The sequence below is a fragment of the Enterobacter sp. LM3 genome (genome assembly GCF_046622475.1).
Lineage (GTDB): Bacteria > Pseudomonadota > Gammaproteobacteria > Enterobacterales > Enterobacteriaceae > Enterobacter > Enterobacter cloacae_P.
In genome coordinates this window covers 142,149-166,133 of record NZ_JBJURN010000006.1, presented here as the reverse complement: position 1 = coordinate 166,133, position 23,985 = coordinate 142,149, and the positions used below count along the sequence as shown (strand labels likewise).

Genomic DNA, 23,985 nt, shown 5'->3' with positions numbered 1-23,985 from the left:
CTTAGCCTTTACGAAACATTTTCAGCATGCGCTGAGTCACGGTGAAACCACCGAAAATATTGATACTGGCGATCAGCACCGCGACAAAACTCAGGAAGCTAATCCAGCCGCCGTGCCCAATTTGCAGCAACGCACCCACCACGATAATCCCCGAGATGGCGTTGGTGACCGACATCAGCGGCGTATGCAGCGCATGGGACACGTTCCACACGACGTAGTAACCCACCACGCAGGAGAGCGCGAAGACGGTAAAGTGACCGAGGAACTCTTTCGGCGCGACATTGGCCAGCCAGCCAAACAGAATAATCACCAGCGCCATGATTGCGTATTTACGCCACGGAGAAGCTGGCTTAGCGGGCTCTTTTGGCTCTGGAGCCGCTTTTGGTGCAGCCTGAGGCTGAGCTGAAACCTGAATAGGTGGTGCAGGCCAGGTAATTTCACCTTCGCGCACAACCGTGACGCCACGCACCACGACATCGTCAAAATCAACAACGACATTACCGTCTTTCTCTTTGCAGAGCAGTTTCAGCAGGTTAACGAGGTTGGTACCGTACAGCTGAGAAGACTGCGTTGGCAGACGGCCAGGCAGGTCGGTATAACCGATCACCTTGACACCGTTGGCGGTGGTGGTCACCTGGTTCGGTACGGTGTATTCACAGTTACCACCGTTTTGCGCCGCCAGATCAACAATCACGCTTCCCGGGTTCATGGAGTCAACCATTTCACGAGTGATCAGCTTCGGTGCCGGTTTACCTGGGATAAGCGCCGTGGTGACAATAATGTCGACCTCTTTTGCCTGTGCGGCAAAGAGTTCCATTTCCGCTTTGATAAAGGCTTCGGACATCACCTTCGCGTAGCCATCACCGCTGCCCGCTTCTTCCTTGAAGTCCAGTTCAAGGAACTCAGCACCCATACTTTGCACTTGTTCCTTCACTTCCGGACGGGTATCAAATGCACGAACAATAGCGCCCAGGCTGTTTGCCGCGCCAATCGCTGCAAGACCTGCCACGCCCGCACCAATCACCATCACTTTCGCCGGAGGTACTTTACCCGCAGCGGTGATTTGACCGGTAAAGAAGCGGCCAAACTCATGTGCCGCCTCAACAATAGCGCGGTAACCCGCGATGTTTGCCATTGAGCTCAGGGCATCCAGAGACTGTGCGCGCGAAATACGCGGTACAGAGTCCATCGCCATCACGGTCACACCGCGTGCCGCCAGCTTCTCCATCAGCTCAGGATTTTGCGCAGGCCAGATGAAGCTCACAAGCGTCGTGCCTGGATTCAGCAGTTCAATCTCACTCTCTTCCGGTGCATTCACCTTCAGAATGACGGGAGACAGCCAGACTTCAGCACCGTCCACCACTTCCGCACCCGCCTGAATAAAGGCCTCGTCGTCAAAACTCGCCAGTTTGCCCGCGCCGCTTTCAACTGCGACGGTAAAACCCAGTTTAAGCAGTTGCTCCACCGTTTTCGGTGTTGCCGCTACGCGGGTTTCATTGGCAAACCGTTCTTTTGGTACCCCAATACGCATAGTTTTCCCTTCCATCGGTTTTTGATGATGGTTTGTCGATAAACGCCCGTGGTTTGTATCAATTTTCGCCAGCATGAGAGCGACGACACATGATTAACCCCGGAAAATAAAACAGTAACAAACTTTCTATAACCTACTGAAAATAGCGCCCGTGATCTACCGCCAGAAAACACTATTTCTTACTTTATCTGTGAAAAATAAGTGATCGGCGTCGCTGACAGAGATATTTACCTTAAATTCAGCGCTGGAACCGATAAAACGTGCAAGCGAAGCGGTAAAAACATGATATAGCGCCATAAGAGATCAACTTATTAACATTAAATTAACTTGTAAAAGTCATAAGCTTTATCAGTTTTACTTGTCAAACGTCTGTTTTTTCAACATATCACCAAATGTTATCGAATCTTGTCATCCGGTAAGCACTGGCTGTGAAAAATGGCGCAGACAGCGACGGGTTTTAAATGCCATAATCGGGACCGTCTCAAATAAACAACAATACCAGTACATGGTTTGCGCAAGGCGAAGGATTATTTTTATGAAGCTTAAGAACACACTCCTGGCGTCCGCACTTCTTTCTGCGACCGCCCTGTCTGCGAATGCCGCGACAGAGTTAACGCCGGAGCAAGCGGCAGCGTTAAAACCTTTTGACCATACGGTCATTGTGGGTCGTTATAACTCCATTGGCGATGCCGTCGCCGCCGCATCAAAAGCCGCCGATAAAAATGGTGCGGCCTCGTTTTACGTCGTTGACCAGTCTGATTATGGCAACAGCGGTAACCAGCGTGTCACCATCGCGCTGTTTAAAGACAATGCGCCAAAAGCTGATGCGCCGAAAAATCGTGTGATTAACGGCATCGTTGAGCTGCCAAAAGATCAGGCGATTGAACTGGAACCATACGATACCGTTACCGTTCAGGGTTTCTATCGCAGCCAGCCTGAAGTGAACGATGCCATCACCAAAGCCGCGAAAGAGAAAGGGGCTTACTCTTTCTACATCGTGCGCCAGGTCGATGCTAACCAGGGCGGCAACCAGCGTATTACCGCGTTCGTCTATAAAGAAGATGCGAAAAAACGCGTTCTGCAAAGCCCGGATGCCATCCCGGCTGACTCTGATGCAGGCCGCGCGGCAATAGCGAAAGGCGGCGAAGAAGCGAAGAAAGTTGAAATTCCTGGCGTAGCAACCTCTGCAGCACCAAGTGCTGAAGTGGGCCGTTTCTTTGAAACACAATCCACTAAAGGTGGTCGCTACTCTGTTACCCTGCCAGACGGTACCAAAATTGAAGAGCTGAACAAAACCACAGCGGCTCAGATGGTACCATTCGACAGCATCAAGTTTACCGGCAACTACGGTAACATGACGGAAGTCTCTTACCAGGTGGCGAAGCGTGCTGCGAAGAAAGGGGCTAAATATTACCACATCACCCGCCAATGGCAGGAACGTGGTAACAACGTCACCATCAGTGCCGATCTGTACAAGTAATAAAACCATTTAACGAAGGCGGCGCAATGCCGCCTTTTTTTGTAACTTTTCTTTGAATTTCTGCCGCACGTCATTGCATGCTTTCGTGACACTCCGTAAAATCCCGCGCCTTAGTGTGATCCACCATTTTTATGCGCCTGTGCGAAATAATTATTCTGGATTTGGACTTTTCATAACAGGAAGCCAATGGAAAAGAAACTTGGCCTGAGTGCTTTAACTGCACTCGTTTTAAGCTCAATGCTGGGTGCAGGTGTATTCAGTTTGCCGCAGAATATGGCGGCAGTCGCAAGCCCTGCTGCGTTACTCATTGGCTGGGGCATCACGGGGGCCGGAATATTGCTGCTGGCATTCGCCATGCTGCTGCTCACCCGCATTCGCCCGGATCTGGATGGCGGTATTTTCACCTATGCCCGTGAAGGCTTCGGGGAACTGATTGGCTTCTGTTCCGCATGGGGATACTGGCTATGCGCGGTGATCGCTAACGTCTCCTACCTGGTGATCGTTTTCTCGGCGCTCAGTTTCTTTACCGATACCCCTGAACTGCGTTTTTTCGGTGATGGTAATACCTGGCAGTCTATTGTGGGTGCCTCGGTACTCCTGTGGGTCGTTCACTGGCTGGTTTTACGCGGTGTCCAGACGGCCGCCAGCATCAACCTGGTGGCAACACTGGCTAAGCTGGTTCCTCTCGGTCTGTTTATCGTGCTGGCGTTTATTGCGTTCCGTCTTGACGTGTTTAAGCTTGATTTCACCGGTATCGCGCTGGGTGTACCCGTCTGGGAGCAGGTGAAAAACACGATGCTGATTACCCTGTGGGTGTTCATCGGCGTTGAAGGTGCGGTCGTGGTTTCCGCGCGCGCACGCAACAAGCGCGATGTGGGTCGTGCCACCCTGCTGGCCGTACTGGCGGCACTGGGCGTTTATCTGCTGGTGACGCTGCTGTCGCTGGGTGTGGTTGCACGTCCTGAGCTGGCAGAAATGCGTAACCCGTCGATGGCTGGATTGATGGTGAAAATGCTCGGCTCCTGGGGCGATGTGGTGATTGCTGCCGGGCTGATTGTTTCCGTCAGCGGAGCATATCTGAGCTGGACAATTATGGCCGCAGAAGTGCCATACCTTGCCGCCACGCATAAAGCGTTTCCGCGCTTATTTGCGCGTCAGAATAAAAACAGTGCGCCATCTGCGTCACTCTGGCTGACCAACATCAGCGTTCAGGTCTGTCTGGTGCTGATCTGGCTCACAGGTTCAGACTATAACACCCTGCTGACCATCGCCTCTGAGATGATTCTGGTACCCTATTTCCTGGTGGGTGCGTATTTGTTAAAAATCGCCACGCGCCCTGAGCACTATGCCGTTGGTGTCGGAGCCTGTATTTACGGGCTATGGTTGTTGTATGCTTCCGGCCCTATGCACCTGCTGCTGTCGGTGGTGCTGTACGCGCCGGGTCTGCTGGTGTTTATCTATGCACGCCGCACACATCAGCTGGAGAACGCGCTCAAGCGCCGTGAAATGGCTTTTATCGGACTGTTGCTGGCTGCTGCCGTACCGGCCACGTGGATGTTAATGGGATAGCACTGTCTTTCCCATTGTTGAACTGAAAAAGGAGAATACGATGGGAAACGATAAGCAACGCCCAATACTGATTACGGGTGCAGGCCGTCGCATCGGCCTCGCCCTCGCCCATCACTTTCTTAACCTTCGCCATCCGGTAATCATCAGTTACCGCCGGGAATATCCTTCTATTGAAGGGCTACGAAAAGCCGGCGCTGTCTGCATTCAGGCTGATTTTTCAACCGATGAAGGCATTCTGGCCTTCGCCGAAAAGGTGAAATCCACGACCGATGGTCTGCGGGCAATCATCCATAACGCCAGCGCATGGCAGGCGGAACAGCCCGGTATACCGCTCAGCGAAACGCTCTCCAGCATGCTGCAGATCCACGTTAACGCCCCGTATCTGCTGAACCATGCCCTGCAGGATCTGCTGCGCGGCCACGGCCATGCCGCTGGTGATATTATCCATTTCACCGATTATGTCGTAGAGCGAGGAAGCGACAAGCACATCGCCTATGCAGCCAGTAAAGCCGCGCTGGATAATATGACGCGCTCATTTGCCCGCAAGCTGGCACCCGAGGTCAAAGTGAACGCCATCGCCCCGGCGATGATTTTATTCAACGAGAATGATGACGCTGAGTATCGCCAGCAGGCGCTGAACAAATCGCTGATGAAAATCGCTCCCGGCGAAAAAGAGGTGATCGATCTTGTCGATTACCTGCTCACCAGCTGCTACGTCACCGGCAGAACATTCGCGGTGGACGGTGGACGCCCACTGCGCTAGTGGAAACGGCTCCAGAAAAAGATCAACACCCAGGCGCTGAGGCTCCAGCACACGACCGCCCCGCCCAGCGCCAGAGGGAGACGCAGAAACCCGGTGAAATACCACAGCGACAGCAGATAGAGAAAGTAAGGGATGATTGACCACATGCCGAATACAATGGTGGCACGCAGCGCTTCCGTTCCCCGTTCAGAAGCCACAATATAGTGCGCAATCAGCGCAAAGGTCGGGAACAGGGGGATCAGCCCGGCAATATAGTAGTTTTTCGTTTTTGCCAGAACACCAATCAGTAACACCACCAGCGCCCCCAGCGCGGCTTTAATCACCAGTCCCATGCTTTTTCCCATAACAATCAAATAACAATATGAACCCAGAATAGCGGAATTGACGTTAATTTTGAAAGATTAATGGAAGGTTAAGGTTGTGCGGTGTATGTTGGATTTTTTCGCGATAACAGATGCTGTATGAATAAGATTGTTTATGTTGAAGATGAACCCGAAGTCGGGCAATTGATCGCCGCCTATCTGGGTAAGCATGATATGGACGTTATCGTTGAGCCTCGCGGCGATCGCGCTGAAGAGGTGGTGGTACGAGAAAACCCGGATCTGGTGCTGCTGGATATCATGCTGCCCGGTAAAGATGGTATGACGCTTTGCCGCGATTTGCGCAGCCAGTGGGATGGCCCGATTGTGTTGCTGACCTCTCTGGACAGCGATATGAACCATATCCTGTCTCTGGAAATGGGTGCCAGCGACTACATTTTGAAAACCACGCCTCCTGCCGTGCTGCTTGCCCGTTTGCGTCTTCATTTGCGTCAACGTGCCAGCATTGAGCGTGAAGCGCCTGCTCCGTCTCTGACACCGCATAAAGCCATGCGTTTTGGTACGTTGTCCATCGATCCAATCAACCGTCAGGTACTGCTTTCCGGAGAACTTATTGCCCTCTCCACGGCTGATTTTGACCTGCTATGGGAGCTGGCGACCCATGCCGGGCAAATTATGGACAGGGATGCTCTGCTGAAGAACCTGCGTGGAGTCAGTTACGACGGGATGGATCGCAGCGTTGACGTCGCTATTTCGCGCCTGCGCAAGAAGCTGCTGGATAACGCCACGGAGCCGTACCGCATTAAAACCGTGCGTAACAAGGGTTATCTGTTCGCCCCCCACGCCTGGGAAACCTGATGACGTTGTTATCCGAAACCGTTTAAGCGTACGGCGTCTTCCTGACGCCATCAAAACTGGGGGTTCCCCTGGTTTCAAAGGGTTAGCATTGGATGATCACCGGACACAGAAGCGCGGGTACGCACTTTTTCGTGCCCCTGATCCAATGATATTTAGCGCACTTTTCATGCTGACGTTTTTCCCGGTTATGTGTTTTGCCGCTTCTTTCAGGGCCATGTTCATGGCTGTTGCGGTCACGGGTTTTACATTCCCCTTAACTCGATTTGATTTGCTTTGAAACACATAAATATCATCAGGATATCTTTCTTTTCTACGCTGAATTAAATTACGAACAACATCATTCAGTTTAACGATCCTTTTCGCAAATTTTGGGGTTGCGGACAAATGTAAAAGGTTATTCTCAATATCACTGTACTTTATACATATGACCCTTTTACATTCAGCCTTCAACATAAAGAGTGCAATCCATAAATCAGCCCACGTTGTTGAGCTTTCGTTTAATTTATTGTGTATCCACATGAATTCTAAAAGAGTAACGTGATCAGCTTTAGCCATTAGTACAATACCAATCCACTAATTGACAGTGTTTATTATTACATCAGATCATTTCGTTTTCATCAACACCACTTGCGACAAAAGCTAAATCGTTTATTTTTAACTCAAACTCAGGGAACTTTTTCAATGAAATACAGTCTGGCAACGAACGAATATATAGCATGCTAAGTTTTTGTTTGCATCGACTCTTAAACACATTATAAACAACCCTCATTTGTTGATTTACTTGTTGCATCATTTATCAGAGTATAAATACATCTTTCTCAGGGTAACATTTGGATAAGACAGTGAGACGCTACATTTTTGGATGGGAAGAGTGTGACCTTAATACTTACAGCCATGCTTACTCTATATATGGAGGGAGTGTATGCACACATCCAGACGTACTGACTTATCTGGCCGCTAAACAAGAAAAAAAGATTAAGTTTTTCTGCAAAAGAAAAAATGGCGCAGTGGTTTCGTCAACTTACTCTGTTAACGATTCCCTGAGTCTCTACTCAAAATCATATCCGTTTGTTTTTGAAGACATTATATTGCCAAGCGCACCAGATTGTAAATTGGCCTTGCCATTTAAAACAAAAAAGCTATCCCCATTGCAGAAAAATTCGTTCATTAACTCCTTTGGCAACAAAATATTAAATGATGAAATATGTCATATGAAGCCAGAGTTCTCCAAAAAAACCATCAGGAAAAGAAATGGTGAACGAAACCGTTTTCTGAAACTTGGCGGAGAAATAATAGACATACAAAGTCTTTCATCAGAGATGATCAGCGACGCATATATAAAGTTATTTAATGCACGCTGGAGTGGAAAAATCCGACCATTCCCCAGGAAAAATTTGCTTGATGCCATTGAAAAATTCAGACCTATGATTTTTGGCTCCGCCCTTTCCATCAATAAAGAAATCATAGCAATTGACTTAATTCTTAAGTCTGAATGCCCCGAGTGGATTTATTTCGATGACATAAACGGAGGGTATGACCCTCAATACAATGAAATAGGGGCAGGAAGTATTTTGCTCTGGGAGAACTACACCCGAGCCAAAGAGATCTGTCAGAGCGAAAATAAAAAAATCATATTCTCCCTTGGGAAGTTATTTAAGGGCATGGAGTATAAAAGACAATGGTGCGACGTTCTGCCATTAAGACGCGTATTTTAAACATATAAATACCCGCTCGAAGAGTTAGCTGAAGTGATGTCATGCCGCACGGCATCACTAAAACGTTCATTGATTGCAAATCACCGTGCTATGCCCCCGGAATACTCAACTGCGCCACTCCTCATGGTCATATCTTCGTGATCACTCATTTACCTCTCCAGATAACGTGTAAAATATTCATTCGCTTCTTTCTTCCTGCGCGATTTATGTCATACGTCCGCGTGCTGAATGTTGTCACCCGGAGTAAACCCTGTTTTCATAGCGACATGGAAACGCCGGGGTAGTTTTCACGTATACTCAGCCTGGATAATGCCCTGGATGGCGATCAGGTCTCGTTCCTGAGCCTGCGCGCTGGTGGAGATGTCAATCCACCATCGTGCCCCTTAAGGTAAGAGCCATGTAGTTAACAAATTGATTGTTCGGTGGTTTTTAATGAAAAAGCTGTTTATCCAGTTTTATCTTTTGCTGTTTGTCTGCTTCCTGGTGATGACGATGCTGGTTGGGCTGGTCTATAAATTCACCGCCGAACGAGCGGGCAGACAGTCGCTGGATGATTTGATGAAAAGCTCGCTTTACCTGATGCGAAGCGAACTACGTGAAATTCCGCCGCACGAATGGGCCAAAACCTTAAAAGAACTGGATCTCAATCTGTCCTTTGATTTGCGCATTGAGCCGATGAAGGATTTCGATTTAGCGCCGCGAGCCATGCAGCGTCTGAGTGACGGCGACATTGTGGCGCTGGACGAGAAATATACCTTCATCCAGCGCATTCCGCGCAGCCACTACGTGCTGGCCGTGGGGCCGGTGCCCTATCTTTATTATCTGCACCAGATGCGCCTGCTGGACATGGCGTTGATGGCATTTATTGCCATTTCGCTGGCTTTCCCGGTCTTTATCTGGATGAGACCGCACTGGCAGGACATGCTGAAACTGGAATCGGCTGCACAGCGTTTCGGTGAGGGGCATCTTACCGAACGCATTCACTTCGACAGCGGTTCCAGCTTTGACCGGCTTGGGGTGGCCTTTAACCAGATGGCCGATAACATTAATGCGTTGATTGCCAGTAAGAAGCAACTGATCGACGGCATTGCCCACGAGCTACGCACCCCGCTGGTACGCCTGCGCTACCGCCTGGAGATGAGCGAGAACCTGACTGAGGCAGAGTCTCAGGCGCTGAACCGCGATATCGGCCAGCTTGAAGCACTGATTGAAGAACTGCTGACCTATGCCCGCCTCGATCGGCCGCAAAACGAGCTGAATCTCAGCACACCGGATTTGCCCGTCTGGCTGCAAACCCATATTGATGATGTACAAAGCGTGAACCCGCAACGCGCGCTGATGACGACGATCACGCCTGGCGATTATGGCGCGCTGGATATGCGTCTGATGGAGCGCGTGCTGGATAACCTGATGAACAACGCCATGCGCTATAGCGAAAGCACGCTGCATATTGGTCTGGATTTGCAGGGGAATCAGGCCAGCCTGACGGTTGATGATGACGGCCCTGGTATCGCTCCGGAAGAACGTGAAACTATTTTCGAGCCGTTTGTACGCCTTGATCCCAGCCGCGATCGCGCGACGGGAGGATGTGGCCTGGGGCTGGCAATCGTCTACTCAATCGCTCAGGCGATGGGCGGCACGGTTCACTGTGAAGCAAGCGAACTCGGCGGTGCGCGCTTCTGTTTTAGCTGGCCGGTGTACCATAACATTACGCTTCCCGTTCCTGCCTGACCTTAACCGCACGCTGGTCGGACCCGGCGTGCTGTGTTATACCGTAAGTATGTTGTAACTAATGAGAGGCTAACATGGCAACGTACGATCTCATCGAAAGGCTGAACACCACTTTCCGGGAAACAGAACACAACCTGCTTACCCTGACAGAGCGTTTGCAGACCTGTCGTCTGTTAGCCGCACGCGTCTTTACCCTGCCCGATGTGGTAAAAGGCGCTGAGCACGATCCGCTGGAAACCATTGCGGTGAAGCAGCATATCGGCAACGCGGCGATGGAACTGGTGATGCAACACTATCGTCACCTGTTTATCCAGCAGCAGTCAGAAAACCGCAGCAGCAAGGCAGCCGTGCGCTTGCCTGGTGTTATCTGCCTGCAAACCGACGTTGCAACGCGCGAAGCGCTGGAAGCCCACATTGCGCATATCAACACGCTAAAAGCGACGTTTGAAAAGATTGTCACCGAAGAGTCAGGCCTCGCCCCAGCCGCCCGTTTTGAATGGGTACACCGCCAGCTTCCGGGCTTAATCACCCTCAATGCCTATCGCACCCTGACGGTACTGCACCACCCTGCCACGCTTCGTTTTGGCTGGGCGAACAAGCACATCATTAAAAACTTCACCCGCGATGAGATCCTGGCACAACTGGAAAAAAGCCTGAAAGCCCCACGAACGGTGGCTCCGTGGTCGCGTGAGCAGTGGATTGAGCGTCTGGAGCAGGAGTATCACAGCATCGCCTCGTTACCGGCGAAAACGCGTCTCAAGATAAAGCGTCCGGTGAAGGTGCAGCCTATCGCCCGCGTCTGGTATTCCGGGCAGCAAAAGCAGGTGCAGTATGCCTGCCCGACGCCGTTAATTGCGCTTTATGATGACGACCGGGGGGCGGTGGTACCGGACATTGGTGAACTGTTGAATTACGATGCTGAAAACGTCCAGCATCGCTATAAACCTCAGGCGCAGCCGCTGCAGCTGATTATTCCCCGGCTGCACCTGTATGTTGCAGAGTGATTACGTCAGGCTTCCGACCATTGCTTCCGGGCGTACCCAGGCATCAAATTCGGCGTCTGTCAGGTAGCCCAGCGCCAGCGCAGACGCTTTTAGCGTAAGCCCCTCTTTGTGCGCTTTTTTGGCAATCTCGGCGGCTTTGTCGTAACCGATATGGGTATTGAGCGCCGTCACCAGCATCAGGGATTCGTTGAGCAACTGACTGATGCGCTCGCGATTCGGCCCAATACCCACCGCACAGTGCTCATTGAAGCTCTCCATTCCGTCCGCCAGCAAGCGTACTGACTGCAGCACGTTGTGGATCACCATTGGGCGGTAGACATTCAACTCAAAGTTACCGGATGCCCCGCCCATATTGACGGCCACATCGTTGCCCATCACCTGACAGCAGAGCATGGTCATGGCTTCACACTGGGTCGGGTTCACTTTCCCGGGCATGATGGAGCTACCCGGTTCATTTTCCGGAATGCTGATTTCGCCAATACCGCAGCGCGGGCCAGAGGCCAGCCAGCGCACGTCGTTAGCAATTTTCATCAGCGAGGCTGCCAGCCCTTTTAACGCACCGTGGGTATGAACCAGCGCATCACAGGTCGCCAGCGCTTCGAATTTATTCGGCGCGGTGACAAACGGCTGCCCGGTGATTTTTGCCAGCTCTGCGGCAACGCGCACGGCGTACTCCGGATGGGTGTTTAACCCGGTACCCACTGCCGTACCGCCCAGAGCCAGTTCCGCCAGATGTGGCAGGCTGTAATCAATGTGCTTCAGGTTGTGTTCGAGCATGGCAACCCAGCCGGAAATCTCCTGGCCGAGCGTCAGAGGGGTGGCATCCTGCAGGTGCGTGCGGCCGATTTTAACGATATCGCGAAAGGTCAGCGCTTTCTCGTTAAGCGTGGTCTTAAGCACGTTCAGTTGCGGGATCAGCTGTTCACGGATAGCAATCACCGCTGCCACGTGCATCGCCGTCGGGAACACATCGTTAGAACTTTGGCTCTTGTTGACGTCATCGTTCGGGTGAACCTTGCGCTCCATACCGCGCACACCGCCCAGCAGTTCGCTTGCCCGGTTCGCCAGCACTTCGTTCATGTTCATGTTGCTCTGAGTACCAGAGCCGGTCTGCCAGATGGCAAGGGGGAATTCGTCGCCGTGTTTGCCTGCCAGCACTTCGTCGGCGGCATTGATGATGGCGGTGGCTTTGTCTGCCGACAGCAGGCCTAAATCCTGATTCACTTTGGCTGCAGCGCGTTTGGTCAGCGCCAGCGCCTGAATCAACGAGACGGGCATTTTCTCAGTCGAAATACGGAAATGCTCCAGCGAACGCTGGGTTTGCGCGCCCCATAGCTTGTCAGCCGGGACGTCGATTGCGCCCATTGAGTCTTTCTCACGGCGTATCGTTGTCATTACTTTCTCCTTGATAACAATGAAGTTGGGAACATTGCTCACATGCTTAAGAGATAAGTATTGATGGCTTTTGAATTACTGTATGGCGCTTTGTGCGCTCTTTAATGTACCGGGTGGCGTTAGCACCACCCGGTATTTGTCAAACTACTTCACGCACGCCGAACACTGCGAAGACTGGATCTGTTTGAAGAAGTCATTGCCTTTGTCATCCACCAGGATAAACGCCGGGAAGTCTTCCACTTCAATTTTCCAGATAGCTTCCATACCCAGTTCCGGGTATTCCACGCACTCCAGGCTCTTGATACTGCCCTGTGCCAGCACCGCTGCCGGGCCGCCGATGCTGCCCAGATAGAAGCCGCCATGCTTATGGCACGCATCCGTGACCTGCTGGCTACGGTTACCTTTCGCGAGCATGATCATGCTGCCGCCGTTGGCCTGAAGCTGGTCAACGTAAGAGTCCATACGACCTGCGGTGGTTGGGCCTAACGAACCAGAGGCATAACCTTCCGGGGTTTTCGCCGGGCCTGCATAATAGATTGGGTGATCTTTAATGTACTGCGGCAGACCTTCACCGTTATCCAGACGCTCTTTCAGCTTCGCATGCGCAATGTCGCGCCCCACGATAATCGTCCCGTTCAGGGAGAGTCGTGTCGAAACCGGATACTGAGAAAGCTGCGCCAGAATGTCACTCATCGGACGGTTCAGGTCGACGCGCACTGCTTCGCCCTCACCCGCTTTACGCAGTGCTTCAGGAATATACTTGCCCGGGTTGTTCTCCAGTTTTTCGATCCAGACGCCTTCGCGGTTGATCTTCGCCTTGATGTTACGATCCGCTGAGCAAGAGACGCCCATCCCTACCGGACAGGATGCGCCGTGGCGCGGCAGACGAACAACGCGGATATCGTGGGCGAAGTATTTACCGCCAAACTGCGCGCCAAGCCCCAGATTCTGCGCTTCCTGTAACAGTTCCTGTTCGAGCTGAACATCGCGGAACGCCTGACCGTGCTCGTTCCCTTCCGTTGGCAGGCCGTCGTAATATTTGGTCGAGGCCAGCTTCACCGTTTTCAGGGTGCTTTCTGCTGACGTACCGCCAATCACAAACGCGATATGGTACGGCGGGCACGCCGCAGTGCCGAGGGTGCGCATTTTCTCAACCAGATAGCTCTTCAGCTTGCCCGGCGTGAGCAGCGCTTTGGTTTCCTGGTAGAGGTAAGTTTTGTTAGCTGAACCGCCACCTTTGGCGATGCAGAGGAATTTGTATTCGTCACCGTCAACGCTGTAGAGATCAATCTGCGCTGGCAGGTTGGTGCCGGTGTTAACCTCTTTGTACATGTCCAGCGCCGCGTTCTGAGAGTAGCGCAGGTTGTCTTCGGTGTAGGTGTTGTAAACACCGTGCGCCAGCGCCGCTTCATCGCCGCCGCCCGTCCAGACGCGCTGGCCTTTTTTACCGACGATGATCGCCGTGCCGGTGTCCTGGCAGGTTGGCAGAATGCCTTTTGCCGCGATATCGGAGTTACGCAGGAACTGCAGGGCCACGTACTTGTCGTTTTCGCTGGCCTGCGGGTCACTCAGGATATCAGCAACCTGCTGCTGGTGTGCGGGGCGGAGCATAAACGAGGCATCGTGGAAAGCGTGCTGCGCCAGTAACGTCAGCGCTTGCGGATCCACTTTGAGGATCTCCTGTCCTTCGAACTCAGAAACAGAAACGTGATCGCGGGTTAACAGGTAATACTCGGTATGATCCTTACTGAGGGGGAAAGGATCCTGATAATAAAAGGGTTTGGTCGACATTGTTCTCTCACTTACTGCTTCAGTCTGATTATTTGGGCAGATGTTCCGCTGCCCGCTTAAAAGCGAGTTAGCTTATCCTACACAATTTTTTAACAAAAACTGAGACTAGTACGACTTTTTACATGCGCAGGTTACTTCCGTGCGGTTTATTGCTTTAATACCCGAAGTTTATTTCACATTTGAATCAGGGCTTGATAATGCAAAAACTCATCAACTCAGTGCAAAACTACGCCTGGGGAAGTAAAACTGCGTTAACGGATCTCTACGGGATCGCGAATCCAGGCAATCTGCCGATGGCAGAGCTGTGGATGGGCGCACACCCGAAGAGCAGCTCAAAAATTGAGGACGCAAACGGCCAGGTACAAAGTCTGCGTGACGTGATTGATGCTGACAAAGCTACACTCCTGGGCAGCAAGGTTGCCAGCCGTTTTGGCGAACTGCCGTTCCTGTTTAAAGTGCTGTGCGCCGACCAGCCGCTCTCCATCCAGGTACATCCAAACAAAAAAGCGTCTGAAATGGGTTTTGCGAAAGAGAACGCAGCGGGTATCCCGTTAGACGCCGCCGAGCGAAACTACAAAGATCCGAACCATAAACCGGAACTGGTCTTCGCCCTCACCCCCTTCCTGGCGATGAACGCGTTCCGCGAATTCTCAGAGATTATCACTCTGCTGCAGCCGGTTTCAGGTGCCAACAGCGCTATTTCGCACTTCCTCGAAAACCCGAATGCAGAAAGTCTGAGCCAACTGTTCGCCAGCCTGCTTAACATGCAGGGTGAGGAAAAAACTCACGCGCTGGCAGTGCTGAAAGCAGCCCTCAACAGCCAACAGGGTGAGCCGTGGGATACCATTCGTGTCATTTCTGAGTTCTACCCGGACGACAGCGGCCTGTTCTCCCCGCTGCTGCTGAACGTGGTGAAGCTGAACCCGGGCGAAGCAATGTTCCTGTTTGCCGAGACTCCGCACGCCTACCTGCAGGGTGTGGCGCTGGAGGTGATGGCTAACTCTGATAACGTCCTGCGCGCGGGTCTGACGCCAAAATACATCGACATCCCTGAACTGGTGGCTAACGTCAAGTTCGTGGCAAAACCTGCTGCTGAGCTGCTGACCCAGCCGGTCAAAAATGGTACAGAGCTGGACTTCCCGATCCCGGTGGATGATTTTGCCTTCTCGCTGCACGATCTGAGCGCAACAGAAACACCGGTTGCTCAGGAGAGCGCTGCTATTCTGTTCTGCGTGGAGGGCGAAGCGGTATTGCATAAGGGAGAACAACGCCTGGTGCTGAAACCGGGCGAGTCGGCATTTGTTGCGGCAAATGAATCTCCGATCGGCATTAGTGGCACTGGCCGTCTGGCGCGTGTTTTCAATAAGCTATAAGCACTTACTGAATTTCTTAACAACTCTTGCTAAGCTAGTTGCAGACTTTATATCACCAGGCGGTCTCTACCGCCTGGTTTCATTTTAGGGATAGTCGCAATGAAAAAATCGGTCGTAGCGGTTGGAGTGATTGTTGCTTTAGGTGTGGTCTGGTCGGGAGCCTCCTGGTTTACCGGTAAACAACTGGAAACCCGCCTGGCAGAGATGGTGGCGCAGGCTAACGGCGAAATTAAGCGTAGCGCGCCGGAGTCAGGTGTCGAGCTAAGCTATCAGAATTATCAGCGTGGCGTGTTTAGCAGCCATATGCAGGTCGTTGTGAAGCCCGTTGCCGGTAACGCAAATGCCTGGCTGAAGCCTGGCCAAAGCGTCGTGCTGGATGAAACGGTAAGCCACGGCCCGTTCCCGCTGGCGCAGTTAAAATCCTTTAACCTGATCCCGTCGATGGCGTCGGTTCATACCGTACTGGTGAATAACGATTTAACGAAGCCGTTGTTCGACCTGGCAAAAAATGAATCTCCTTTCGATATTAATACCCGCATCAGCTATTCCGGTGACACCAGTTCTGATATTGCCCTGAAAGCGCTGAACTATGAAAACGGTAACGAGAAGGTCACCTTCAGCGGCGGTAACTTCAATGTGGGTGCTGACCGCGATGGAAATGTGTTCTCACTGACAGGTGAGGCGCAAAGCGGTCAGGTTAATGCCGTCAACGAATACGATCAAAAGGTTCAACTCACCTTCAATAGCCTGAAAGCCGACGGCAACAGCCGGATGACTGATTTTAAAGAGCGCATCGGCGACCAGAAAATCTCTGTCGATAAGATCGCTATCGCAGTTGAAGGCAAAGAGCTGGCTGTCCTGGAAGGGATGGATCTGGACGGTAAATCCGACGTTTCTAAAGACGGTAAGAGTATCAATACTCAGCTCGACTACACCCTGAAAAGCCTGAAAGTACAGAACCAGGATCTGGGTACCGGCAAGTTGTCGCTGAAAATCGGCAATATCGACGGCCAGGCGTGGCATGAGTTTAGTCAGAAATACAGCAAAGAGAGCCAGGCGTTGCTGACTGATACCGCCCTGCAGCAAAACCCGGAGGTTTATCAGCAACAGGTGATCGCGGTGTTGTTCAACAATCTGCCAATCCTGCTGAAAGGTGAACCGACGATCACCGTCGCTCCTCTGAGCTGGAAAAACAGCAAAGGCGAAACCAACTTTAACCTGTCTCTGCTCCTGAAAGACCCGGCAACCGTAACCGGTGAGCCGCAAACGCTGGCAGAAGAAGTGGATCGCACCGTGAAGTCTCTCGACAGCAAGCTGACCATCCCGATGGACATGGCGACCGAGTTGATGACTCAGGTCGCGAAGCTTGAAGGTTACGGTGATGAAGATGCCGGTAAGCTGGCAAACCAACAGGTGAAAGGCCTGGCGGCAATGGGCCAGATGTTCCGCATCACGAAGCTGGAAAACAACACCATTTCAGCCAGCCTGCAGTATGCCAACGGCCAGGTGACGCTCAACGGCGATAAAATGCCGCTGGATGAGTTTGTCGGGATGTTTGGTATGCCAGCTCTGGATGTCCCGGATCAGGCTGCACCGGATGCACCTGCAGAACCGGTTGCACCACAGCAGTAATCTGAAAAACCCCTCTTTGAGGGGTTTTTTATTGCCGGGTGGTAATTAATACGAATCCAACCCCCTGCGTTCACACCAGTGCACGCAGTTCTTCCTTCATATAGGACGAAAAGTACTCAGGGTTTTTAATAATGACACGCTCACCGGACTCAATTCGTTCTGCCCATCCCGCTAATGTTTTCGTAAACCCGGGGTTCCAGCCTTCCTGAGCGCCCCGGGCAAAAACATCAGCTGCACTGGCCGGAGCCCCTAACTCATTAAGATACTTGAAAATGCCCTTAGCCGTACTTTCATCCATCGGGTGAGGCGCTGAAGATGATGTATTCATTCCATTAATAAAATCCAGTGCTTTATCAATTACCGCTGGCATATTCTTATCCTTAAATTATCCATGATATGTACAAGGCTATAATATGGACTGAATTTTGCTTAGCAATCAAAAGGTTTTTCCATTCAGTGCATATTTAGTTGGTCAAATGTGAGCTATGTACGAATGACAGATTTTTTCTACCGCCCTGCGGAATGGGGCAATTGGCCGGACGCTATTTCACCGTCACCAGCCGTGCCGCTACAATCTGGTGTCCGGCCAGGACATCTGTTTTCTCGATACGCTGCATGATCCTGTCGGCCAGCGTGTAACCCATCTCGCGTGCAGGCGTGATAGCCCAGACGATTGGCAGATCGTCCAGCGCATTTTCACCAACATCGGCAAATGCGCCCAGCGCAACCTGATGGCCGAAGAACGTTTCAACACCGCCCTCACCGCTCTGACGCCCGGCGCGGATCAAGCCAAACCAGGCCCCCATCGCAATCACGTCGTTATAGCAAATCACGGCACTTATCGTCGGGCTGCTACGTAATAATGTGCTCATCGCTTCTGCCGCTTTTTTCTGGCTGGATTCGCATTCCACCACCCATTCGCTGTGGAACGGTAGCCCGTATTTGATTAACGTTGCGCAGTAACCGCCCACCCGTTCGGCGCGCGTAAGGGACGAGCTTTTACCCCCAAGCCAGGCAATGCGTTGATGACCGCGTCGAATAAGATGCTCGGTCAACATTTGTGCGGTCTGCATATTGTCCGGACGCAGCGTATCGGCCTCGTCCAGATAACTGGCGCGCGAAGCAAACACCAGCGGAACCCCTTTCTGGGCGGCGCGCTCACACAACTCGCTCCCCACACCCGACGCCCCGGCGATGATCACTCCGTCAACGCCCTGTGTCAGCAGCATATCCAGACGCTGAAGCAGTTGATCGGGCTCACGCCCACCGTGCAGTAAAAAGACCATTCGCCCCTGCGCTTCAAGCGCTTCCGTCAACCCGGCGGTCAGTTCTGCGTAAAACGGAGAAGTCAGGTCACGGACGATCAAACCAATCACGCCACTTTGCCCGCCGCGCAGTGCCGATGCCTGACGGTTACGCACAAAGCCCAGTTGCTCAACGGCCTCGTTAACCCGCTGACCGGTCGCGGGAGAGATGCGCCCTTTCCCGCTCAGCACCAGTGAAACGGTGCTAACAGAAACGCCCGCCGCCAGCGCGACATCGTTGATGGTTATCTTTTTCGCTACAGCCATGTGGTGGCGTGACTCCCTGATAATGAGATCGGTAAAACGTTTTATCAAAACGTTATCTTTATACTACCAGTCAAAGCCTGAGAATGTGATTTAGCGCGCACTAAACTTTGATAAAACGTTTTATCTTCTCGCAGCATTGAAGCAGATAAACCGATTTTAACAATAAAGGAGTCGTTTTATGACGGCAAAAGCGGCACAAAAAATATCGCTGTGGGAGTTTTTCCAGCAACTGGGTAAAACCTTTATGCTGCCCGTGGCACTACTCTCTTTCTGCGGGATCATGCTCGGGATCGGCAGTTCGCTGAGCAGTAATGATGTCATCACGCTGATCCCATTCCTTGGCAACCCTGTGCTGCAGGCGATTTTTATCTGGATGAGTAAAGTCGGCTCCTTTGCGTTTAGCTTCCTGCCGGTCATGTTCTGTATCGCTATCCCATTGGGTCTGGCACGTGAAAACAAAGGCGTGGCCGCATTTGCCGGCTTCGTCGGTTACGCGGTCATGAACCTTGCGGTCAACTTCTGGCTGACCGCGAAAGGCATTCTGCCAACGACCGATGCTGCCATCCTGAAAGCCAACAACATCCAGAGCGTGATTGGTATTCAGTCCATTGATACCGGGATCCTCGGTGCCGTGATCGCAGGAGTGATCATCTGGATGCTGCACGAGCGTTTCCACAACATCCGTCTGCCTGATGCGCTGGCATTCTTTGGCGGCACCCGCTTTGTTCCGATCATCACGCTCGTCGTAATGGGGCTGTTTGGTCTGATCATCCCCCTGATTTGGCCGGTCTTCGCGCTGGGTATCAACGGTATTGGTCGCATCATTAACGGTGCCGGTGATTTTGGCCCGATGATCTTCGGTACCGGCGAGCGCCTGCTGTTGCCATTCGGTCTGCAACATATTCTGGTGGCCCTGATTCGCTTTACCGAAGCAGGCGGAACGATGGATGTGTGTGGACACGATGTGAGCGGTGCGCTGACCATCTTCCAGGCTCAGCTCAGCTGTCCGACAACGCACGGCTTCTCCGAGAGTGCGACCCGCTTCCTGTCTCAGGGTAAAATGCCAGCCTTCCTGGGCGGTCTGCCGGGTGCCGCGCTGGCAATGTACCACTGTGCCCGCCCGGAAAACCGTCATAAAATTAAAGGTCTGCTGATTTCCGGTGTGATCGCCTGCGTCGTGGGCGGCACCACGGAGCCAATCGAATTCCTGTTCCTGTTCGTCGCGCCAGTGCTGTACCTCATCCACGCCGTGTTGACCGGTCTGGGCTTTACCACGATGGCCATCCTGGGCGTGACTATCGGTAATACTGACGGCAACGTGATTGACTTCGTGGTGTTCGGGATCCTGCACGGCCTCTCCACCAAATGGTACCTGGTACCGGTGGTGGCCGCTATCTGGTTCGCGGTGTACTACGCTATCTTCCGCTTCGCCATCACCCGCTTTAACCTGAAAACGCCGGGCCGTGATACCGACTCCGCCACCAGCGTTGAACAGGCGGTTGCAGGTACGGTGGGCAAATCGGGCTATAACACCCCTGCTATCCTCGCGGCGCTGGGCGGTGCGGATAACATTACCTCGCTGGACAACTGCATCACCCGTCTGCGTTTGTCGGTGGCAGATATGTCCAAAGTTGATACCAATGCCCTGAAAGCCAACCGGGCCATCGGCGTGGTACAGTTAAATCAGCATAATTTGCAGGTGGTCATCGGCCCGCAGGTACAGTCAGTGAAAGACGAACTGACCACCCTGATGCGTACAGTAGAAGCCTGATACCTTCCCCCCTCAGCACGAGGGGGTTTTACTTTAAGGACTAAAGTCATGTTTGATTTTTCATCCGTGGTGGATCGTCACGGTACCTGGTGTACCCAGTGGGATTATGTCGCTGACCGCTTTGGAGCCGCAGACCTGCTGCCTTTCACCATCTCCGATATGGATTTCGCCACCGCCCCCTGCATTACCGACGCGCTGCACCAGCGAATCAATCACGGCGTGTTTGGCTATAGCCGCTGGAAAAACGATGAGTTTCTGGCCGCCGTCGCGCACTGGTTCCGTCAACGCTTTAACAGCCGTATCAATACCGATACTGTCGTTTACGGGCCTTCCGTTATCTATATGGTGTCCGAACTGATTCGTCTCTGGTCAAAACCCGGCGACGGTGTCGTCGTTCATACCCCGGCGTATGATGCTTTTTATAAAGCCATCGAGGGTAATGCACGTAATGTGGTTGCAGTTGCGATGGAGAAACAGGCTACCGGCTGGCAGGGTAATATGGCCGCGCTTGAGGCCGCACTGGCAAAACCGGAAAACAAAATCCTGCTGCTGTGCAGCCCACAAAACCCGACGGGCAAGGTATGGACGCGCGATGAACTGACCCTCATGGCAGATCTTTGCGCACGTTATGATGTGGCGGTGATCAGCGATGAAATTCATATGGACATGGTGTGGGGAGAGCATCGTCATACCCCGTGGAACGAGGTTGCCCGTGGCAAATGGGCACTGCTGACTTCCGGCTCCAAGAGTTTTAATATTCCGGCGTTGACGGGCGCATACGGCCTTATTGGCGATGACGACAGCCGTCATGGCTACCTGAGTGCGCTAAAAGGCCGTGACGGGCTCTCTTCCCCTTCCGTGCTGGCGCTGACCGCGCATATTGCCGCCTATCAACAGGGTGAGCCGTGGCTGGATGCATTGCGGGCTTACCTGGAAGAGAATTTGCGTTATATCGCTCATGAATTGAACAGTGCTTTTCCGAAATTAAACTGGCAGCCACCTGAGGCCACCTATCTTGCGTGGATTGATTTACGCCCGTTAAACATTGATGAGCAGGCGCTGCAAAACGTGCTGATTGAGCAGGAAAAAGTCGCCATCATGCCGGGATATACCTATGGAAAAGAGGGTAACGGTTTTATTCGCCTCAATGCGGGTTGCCCGCGCAGTAAGCTGGAAAAAGGGGTGAAGCGGCTTATTTCCGGGGTGAACACCCTTCTGTAACGCATTTGCGCAACGGAATATTCCATTGCGCAAATGGATTTTTACCCCGTTTTGTTTTTATAATATGACGCACTTTAACCAGAAAAGAGTGCGACCATGATTGATACAAGCCTTCCTTTAACTGATATTCATCGTCACCTTGACGGTAACATTCGTGCCCAAACCATTCTCGATCTTGGCCGCCAGTTCAATTTAACTCTTCCTGCTCAAACGCTTGAAACCTTGATCCCTCACGTTCAGGTCACCTCAAATGAACCGGATCTGGTCAGTTTTCTGAGCAAGCTCGACTGGGGCGTGAAAATGCTGGCCTCGCTGGACGCCTGCCGCCGTGTCGCCTTTGAGAACATTGAAGATGCTGCCCGTAACGGCCTGCATTATGTCGAACTGCGCTTCTCGCCAGGTTATATGGCAATGAACCACAACCTGCCGGTTGCAGGTGTGGTGGAAGCCGTGATTGAAGGCGTGCGCGAAGGGTGCAAAGCCTTCGATGTACAGGCGCGTCTGATTGGCATTATGAGCCGTACGTTCGGTGAAGCGGCCTGCCTGCAGGAACTGGAAGCGCTGCTGGCACATCGTGACCAGATCACCGCCGTCGATCTGGCCGGTGACGAGCTGGGCTTCCCGGGTCATCTGTTCCTCTCTCATTTCAACCGCGCACGCGATGCAGGCTGGCATATCACCGTTCATGCAGGCGAAGCGGCAGGCCCGGAAAGTATCTGGCAGGCGATCCGTGAACTGGGTGCCGAGCGTATTGGCCACGGCGTGAAGGCAGTAGAAGATCGCGCGCTGATGGATTTCCTTGCAGAACAGCGCATTGGCATTGAATCTTGCCTGACCTCCAACATCCAGACCAGCACGGTGCCAACGCTGGCGCAGCATCCGCTGAAAACGTTCCTGGAGCATGGCGTTCTGGCCTCGCTGAACACCGACGATCCGGCCGTTCAGGGGGTGGATATTATCCACGAATACAACATCTCTGCACCGCAGGCGGGGCTGAGCCGCGAGCAGATCCGTCAGGCACAAATTAACGGGCTGGAAAGTGCCTTCTTAACACCAGCGGAGAAACAGGCGCTACGCGAGAAGGTCGCTCAGAAGTAACATTATTGCCGGGTCGCACTGCGCGTACCCGGCCTGCAAGGATCTACGCCAGACAAAGCGTCGCGCGATGTTTGGCGGATTCAATCCCCAGTTCGATCAGCTCCATAATCTGGATAGCCTGACTGGCCGGAATCGGGTTTTCCCCGACACCGTTCAGCGCATCACGGACAGAGGCATAAAACGCGGGATAGTTACCCGGCAGAGTCAGCAGCGTTTCCTCAACCACCTCCTCACCTTCAACACGCGTCACTACGCCATCCCGCATGTCGTAACCCCAGTCTTCCTGCGGTAAACGCTCCCCGTTTTTCAGACGGTCTTCCTGCGGATCCAGACCAAACTTCACGTAGCTCCCCCGCGTACCGTGGAGGATATACCGCGCAGATTCTGCGGCGGCCAGCATCGTTCCGTGAAGCACGACACGGCGCTGCGGGTAACTTAAGATTGCGTGAAAGTAATCCGTCGTTTGTGCGCCAGGCCTGAGCTGAGCCAGATCAACCGTCATGCTTACCGGCAGGCCAAACAGATTCACGGTCTGGTCGAGCAGATGCGGGGCTAAATCGTACCAGATACCGCTACCCGGCCCCGCCAGTTCCCGCCAGCGGTTACGCACCTGGGGACGGAAACGGTCAAAATGCGATTCAAAATAAACAATTTCCCCCAGTGTCCCCTCGCTGAGGAGCGCTTTTACCGTCAGAAAATCGCTGTCCCAGCGTCGGTTGTGGAATACCGACAGCAGTCTGCCAGAACTTCTTGCCAGCGCATCCAGTTCACGCGCCTGTGACAACGTCACGGTAAAGGGTTTATCGACAACCACATGCTTAGCGGCTTCCAGTGCGGCCTTCGCCAGCGGAAAGTGCGTGTCGTTCGGGGTGGGGATAACAATTAAATCAATATCTGGATCGTTGAAAAGATGTTTGGGCTCAGAGACCACCGGAACGGTGGGCCAGTCTGCATGCACTTTGGTTGCATCGCTGCTTGAAACCGCCGCCAGCGTCATTCCCGGCGTTCCGGCAATCAGAGGCGCGTGAAATGTTTTACTTGCATACCCGTAACCAATAAGCCCGACACGGATGCTATCACTCATAGTGTTGCCCTCTCATGTGATGTTCTTATTTCACACTGGCTATCCTGGTGTCACTACAGATTAATAATGTGCCATATG

20 protein-coding genes are annotated in these 23,985 nt (G+C 52.6%); 12 read left to right on the top strand and 8 right to left on the bottom strand.

From position 1 onward, the window contains the following. Nucleotide 1 precedes the first annotated feature (1 nt). Entirely contained in the window at nucleotides 2–1,531 is a 1,530-nt protein-coding gene (gene pntA, locus ACJ9N4_RS09685; protein WP_182918519.1) for a Re/Si-specific NAD(P)(+) transhydrogenase subunit alpha, read from the bottom strand. Nucleotides 1,532–2,066: 535 nt separating this feature from the next. On the opposite strand from pntA, the gene ydgH reads away from it, so the two are divergent. The 3 genes from ydgH (at nucleotide 2,067) to folM (ending at nucleotide 5,343) form a co-directional block, all read left to right on the top strand. Continuing rightward, the gene (ydgH, locus tag ACJ9N4_RS09680; protein ID WP_182271255.1) at nucleotides 2,067–3,011 is read left to right on the top strand and encodes a DUF1471 family protein YdgH; all 945 of its coding nucleotides are present in this window, start codon (nucleotides 2,067–2,069) and stop codon (nucleotides 3,009–3,011) included. A gap of 186 nt (nucleotides 3,012–3,197) precedes the next feature. Further along, the gene (locus ACJ9N4_RS09675) at nucleotides 3,198–4,580 is read left to right on the top strand and encodes an amino acid permease (RefSeq protein ID WP_182271254.1); all 1,383 of its coding nucleotides are present in this window, start codon (nucleotides 3,198–3,200) and stop codon (nucleotides 4,578–4,580) included. Between the two features lie 40 nt (nucleotides 4,581–4,620). After that, the gene (gene folM, locus ACJ9N4_RS09670) at nucleotides 4,621–5,343 is read left to right on the top strand and encodes a dihydromonapterin reductase (RefSeq protein ID WP_182918520.1); all 723 of its coding nucleotides are present in this window, start codon (nucleotides 4,621–4,623) and stop codon (nucleotides 5,341–5,343) included. Here folM and ACJ9N4_RS09665 read toward each other — a convergent pair. Continuing rightward, on the bottom strand, nucleotides 5,340–5,675 hold the full coding sequence (locus ACJ9N4_RS09665; RefSeq protein WP_182271252.1) for a GlpM family protein: 336 nt from the start codon (nucleotides 5,673–5,675) through the stop codon (nucleotides 5,340–5,342). The two genes, folM and ACJ9N4_RS09665, sit on opposite strands and share 4 nt — an antisense overlap. A gap of 129 nt (nucleotides 5,676–5,804) precedes the next feature. Here ACJ9N4_RS09665 and rstA point away from each other — a divergent pair, with 129 nt between their 5' ends. Continuing rightward, nucleotides 5,805–6,521 (top strand): two-component system response regulator RstA, encoded by a 717-nt coding sequence (rstA, locus tag ACJ9N4_RS09660; RefSeq protein WP_182271251.1) that lies wholly within the window; start codon nucleotides 5,805–5,807, stop codon nucleotides 6,519–6,521. Between the two features lie 96 nt (nucleotides 6,522–6,617). Here the strand turns inward: rstA and ACJ9N4_RS09655 are convergent, their stop codons facing one another. Next, nucleotides 6,618–7,076 (bottom strand): hypothetical protein, encoded by a 459-nt coding sequence (locus tag ACJ9N4_RS09655; RefSeq protein ID WP_182918521.1) that lies wholly within the window; start codon nucleotides 7,074–7,076, stop codon nucleotides 6,618–6,620. Between the two features lie 275 nt (nucleotides 7,077–7,351). Between ACJ9N4_RS09655 and ACJ9N4_RS09650 the strand changes: the two genes are divergently transcribed. The 3 genes from ACJ9N4_RS09650 (at nucleotide 7,352) to tus (ending at nucleotide 10,971) form a co-directional block, all read left to right on the top strand. Then, nucleotides 7,352–8,236 carry a transcriptional regulator gene (locus ACJ9N4_RS09650; protein ID WP_411500431.1) on the top strand — a complete coding sequence of 295 codons (885 nt, stop codon included), beginning with the start codon at nucleotides 7,352–7,354 and terminating at the stop codon, nucleotides 8,234–8,236. A 432-nt stretch (nucleotides 8,237–8,668) separates the two neighbouring features. Beyond that, nucleotides 8,669–9,967 (top strand): two-component system sensor histidine kinase RstB, encoded by a 1,299-nt coding sequence (gene rstB, locus ACJ9N4_RS09645; protein ID WP_182271248.1) that lies wholly within the window; start codon nucleotides 8,669–8,671, stop codon nucleotides 9,965–9,967. Nucleotides 9,968–10,041: 74 nt separating this feature from the next. Beyond that, entirely contained in the window at nucleotides 10,042–10,971 is a 930-nt protein-coding gene (tus, locus tag ACJ9N4_RS09640) for a DNA replication terminus site-binding protein (protein WP_182271247.1), read from the top strand. Here tus and fumC read toward each other — a convergent pair whose 3' ends face one another. Together fumC and fumA are read right to left on the bottom strand one after the other, a co-directional pair. Next, nucleotides 10,972–12,366 (bottom strand): class II fumarate hydratase, encoded by a 1,395-nt coding sequence (fumC, locus tag ACJ9N4_RS09635; RefSeq protein ID WP_411500430.1) that lies wholly within the window; start codon nucleotides 12,364–12,366, stop codon nucleotides 10,972–10,974. A 144-nt stretch (nucleotides 12,367–12,510) separates the two neighbouring features. Then, a complete protein-coding gene (fumA, locus tag ACJ9N4_RS09630; RefSeq protein ID WP_182271245.1) occupies nucleotides 12,511–14,157 on the bottom strand; it encodes a class I fumarate hydratase FumA in 1,647 nt (548 codons plus the stop codon). Between the two features lie 197 nt (nucleotides 14,158–14,354). On the opposite strand from fumA, the gene manA reads away from it, so the two are divergent. Together manA and ACJ9N4_RS09620 are read left to right on the top strand one after the other, a co-directional pair. Continuing rightward, a complete protein-coding gene (manA, locus tag ACJ9N4_RS09625) occupies nucleotides 14,355–15,530 on the top strand; it encodes a mannose-6-phosphate isomerase (RefSeq protein ID WP_182918524.1) in 1,176 nt (391 codons plus the stop codon). Nucleotides 15,531–15,629: 99 nt separating this feature from the next. Continuing rightward, the gene (locus ACJ9N4_RS09620) at nucleotides 15,630–17,162 is read left to right on the top strand and encodes a YdgA family protein (protein ID WP_182918525.1); all 1,533 of its coding nucleotides are present in this window, start codon (nucleotides 15,630–15,632) and stop codon (nucleotides 17,160–17,162) included. Nucleotides 17,163–17,232: 70 nt separating this feature from the next. Here the strand turns inward: ACJ9N4_RS09620 and ACJ9N4_RS09615 are convergent, their stop codons facing one another. Together ACJ9N4_RS09615 and ACJ9N4_RS09610 are read right to left on the bottom strand one after the other, a co-directional pair. Next, nucleotides 17,233–17,532 carry a DUF1889 family protein gene (locus ACJ9N4_RS09615; RefSeq protein ID WP_182271242.1) on the bottom strand — a complete coding sequence of 100 codons (300 nt, stop codon included), beginning with the start codon at nucleotides 17,530–17,532 and terminating at the stop codon, nucleotides 17,233–17,235. Between the two features lie 172 nt (nucleotides 17,533–17,704). Next, on the bottom strand, nucleotides 17,705–18,733 hold the full coding sequence (locus ACJ9N4_RS09610) for a Mal regulon transcriptional regulator MalI (RefSeq protein WP_411500429.1): 1,029 nt from the start codon (nucleotides 18,731–18,733) through the stop codon (nucleotides 17,705–17,707). Between the two features lie 178 nt (nucleotides 18,734–18,911). Between ACJ9N4_RS09610 and malX the strand changes: the two genes are divergently transcribed. The 3 genes from malX (at nucleotide 18,912) to add (ending at nucleotide 22,823) form a co-directional block, all read left to right on the top strand. Then, nucleotides 18,912–20,504: a maltose/glucose-specific PTS transporter subunit IIBC gene (malX, locus tag ACJ9N4_RS09605; RefSeq protein ID WP_182918526.1), complete on the top strand. Its 1,593-nt coding sequence runs from the start codon at nucleotides 18,912–18,914 to the stop codon at nucleotides 20,502–20,504. Between the two features lie 48 nt (nucleotides 20,505–20,552). Next, nucleotides 20,553–21,725, top strand: a complete 1,173-nt coding sequence (locus ACJ9N4_RS09600) for a MalY/PatB family protein (RefSeq protein WP_411500428.1) — start codon at nucleotides 20,553–20,555, stop codon at nucleotides 21,723–21,725. 96 nt (nucleotides 21,726–21,821) lie between these two features. Beyond that, entirely contained in the window at nucleotides 21,822–22,823 is a 1,002-nt protein-coding gene (add, locus tag ACJ9N4_RS09595; protein ID WP_411500427.1) for an adenosine deaminase, read from the top strand. 43 nt (nucleotides 22,824–22,866) lie between these two features. Here add and ACJ9N4_RS09590 read toward each other — a convergent pair whose 3' ends face one another. Further along, nucleotides 22,867–23,907 (bottom strand): oxidoreductase, encoded by a 1,041-nt coding sequence (locus tag ACJ9N4_RS09590; RefSeq protein WP_182918529.1) that lies wholly within the window; start codon nucleotides 23,905–23,907, stop codon nucleotides 22,867–22,869. Nucleotides 23,908–23,985: the final 78 nt, after the last annotated feature.

Excerpts from the sequence above, each read along its gene's own strand:
- tus (WP_182271247.1), top strand. The coding sequence starts at position 10,042 with ATGGCAACGTACGATCTCATCGAAAGGCTGAACACCACTTTCCGGGAA.
- manA (WP_182918524.1), top strand. The coding sequence starts at position 14,355 with ATGCAAAAACTCATCAACTCAGTGCAAAACTACGCCTGGGGAAGTAAA.
- malX (WP_182918526.1), top strand. The coding sequence starts at position 18,912 with ATGACGGCAAAAGCGGCACAAAAAATATCGCTGTGGGAGTTTTTCCAG.
- add (WP_411500427.1), top strand. The coding sequence starts at position 21,822 with ATGATTGATACAAGCCTTCCTTTAACTGATATTCATCGTCACCTTGAC.
- ACJ9N4_RS09600 (WP_411500428.1), top strand. The coding sequence starts at position 20,553 with ATGTTTGATTTTTCATCCGTGGTGGATCGTCACGGTACCTGGTGTACC.
- ACJ9N4_RS09590 (WP_182918529.1), bottom strand. The coding sequence starts at position 23,907 with ATGAGTGATAGCATCCGTGTCGGGCTTATTGGTTACGGGTATGCAAGT.
- ACJ9N4_RS09615 (WP_182271242.1), bottom strand. The coding sequence starts at position 17,532 with ATGCCAGCGGTAATTGATAAAGCACTGGATTTTATTAATGGAATGAAT.
- ydgH (WP_182271255.1), top strand. The coding sequence starts at position 2,067 with ATGAAGCTTAAGAACACACTCCTGGCGTCCGCACTTCTTTCTGCGACC.
- pntA (WP_182918519.1), bottom strand. The coding sequence starts at position 1,531 with ATGCGTATTGGGGTACCAAAAGAACGGTTTGCCAATGAAACCCGCGTA.
- ACJ9N4_RS09620 (WP_182918525.1), top strand. The coding sequence starts at position 15,630 with ATGAAAAAATCGGTCGTAGCGGTTGGAGTGATTGTTGCTTTAGGTGTG.
- ACJ9N4_RS09610 (WP_411500429.1), bottom strand. The coding sequence starts at position 18,733 with ATGGCTGTAGCGAAAAAGATAACCATCAACGATGTCGCGCTGGCGGCG.
- fumA (WP_182271245.1), bottom strand. The coding sequence starts at position 14,157 with ATGTCGACCAAACCCTTTTATTATCAGGATCCTTTCCCCCTCAGTAAG.
- ACJ9N4_RS09675 (WP_182271254.1), top strand. The coding sequence starts at position 3,198 with ATGGAAAAGAAACTTGGCCTGAGTGCTTTAACTGCACTCGTTTTAAGC.
- rstA (WP_182271251.1), top strand. The coding sequence starts at position 5,805 with ATGAATAAGATTGTTTATGTTGAAGATGAACCCGAAGTCGGGCAATTG.
- fumC (WP_411500430.1), bottom strand. The coding sequence starts at position 12,366 with ATGACAACGATACGCCGTGAGAAAGACTCAATGGGCGCAATCGACGTC.
- folM (WP_182918520.1), top strand. The coding sequence starts at position 4,621 with ATGGGAAACGATAAGCAACGCCCAATACTGATTACGGGTGCAGGCCGT.
- rstB (WP_182271248.1), top strand. The coding sequence starts at position 8,669 with ATGAAAAAGCTGTTTATCCAGTTTTATCTTTTGCTGTTTGTCTGCTTC.
- ACJ9N4_RS09665 (WP_182271252.1), bottom strand. The coding sequence starts at position 5,675 with ATGGGACTGGTGATTAAAGCCGCGCTGGGGGCGCTGGTGGTGTTACTG.
- ACJ9N4_RS09655 (WP_182918521.1), bottom strand. The coding sequence starts at position 7,076 with ATGGCTAAAGCTGATCACGTTACTCTTTTAGAATTCATGTGGATACAC.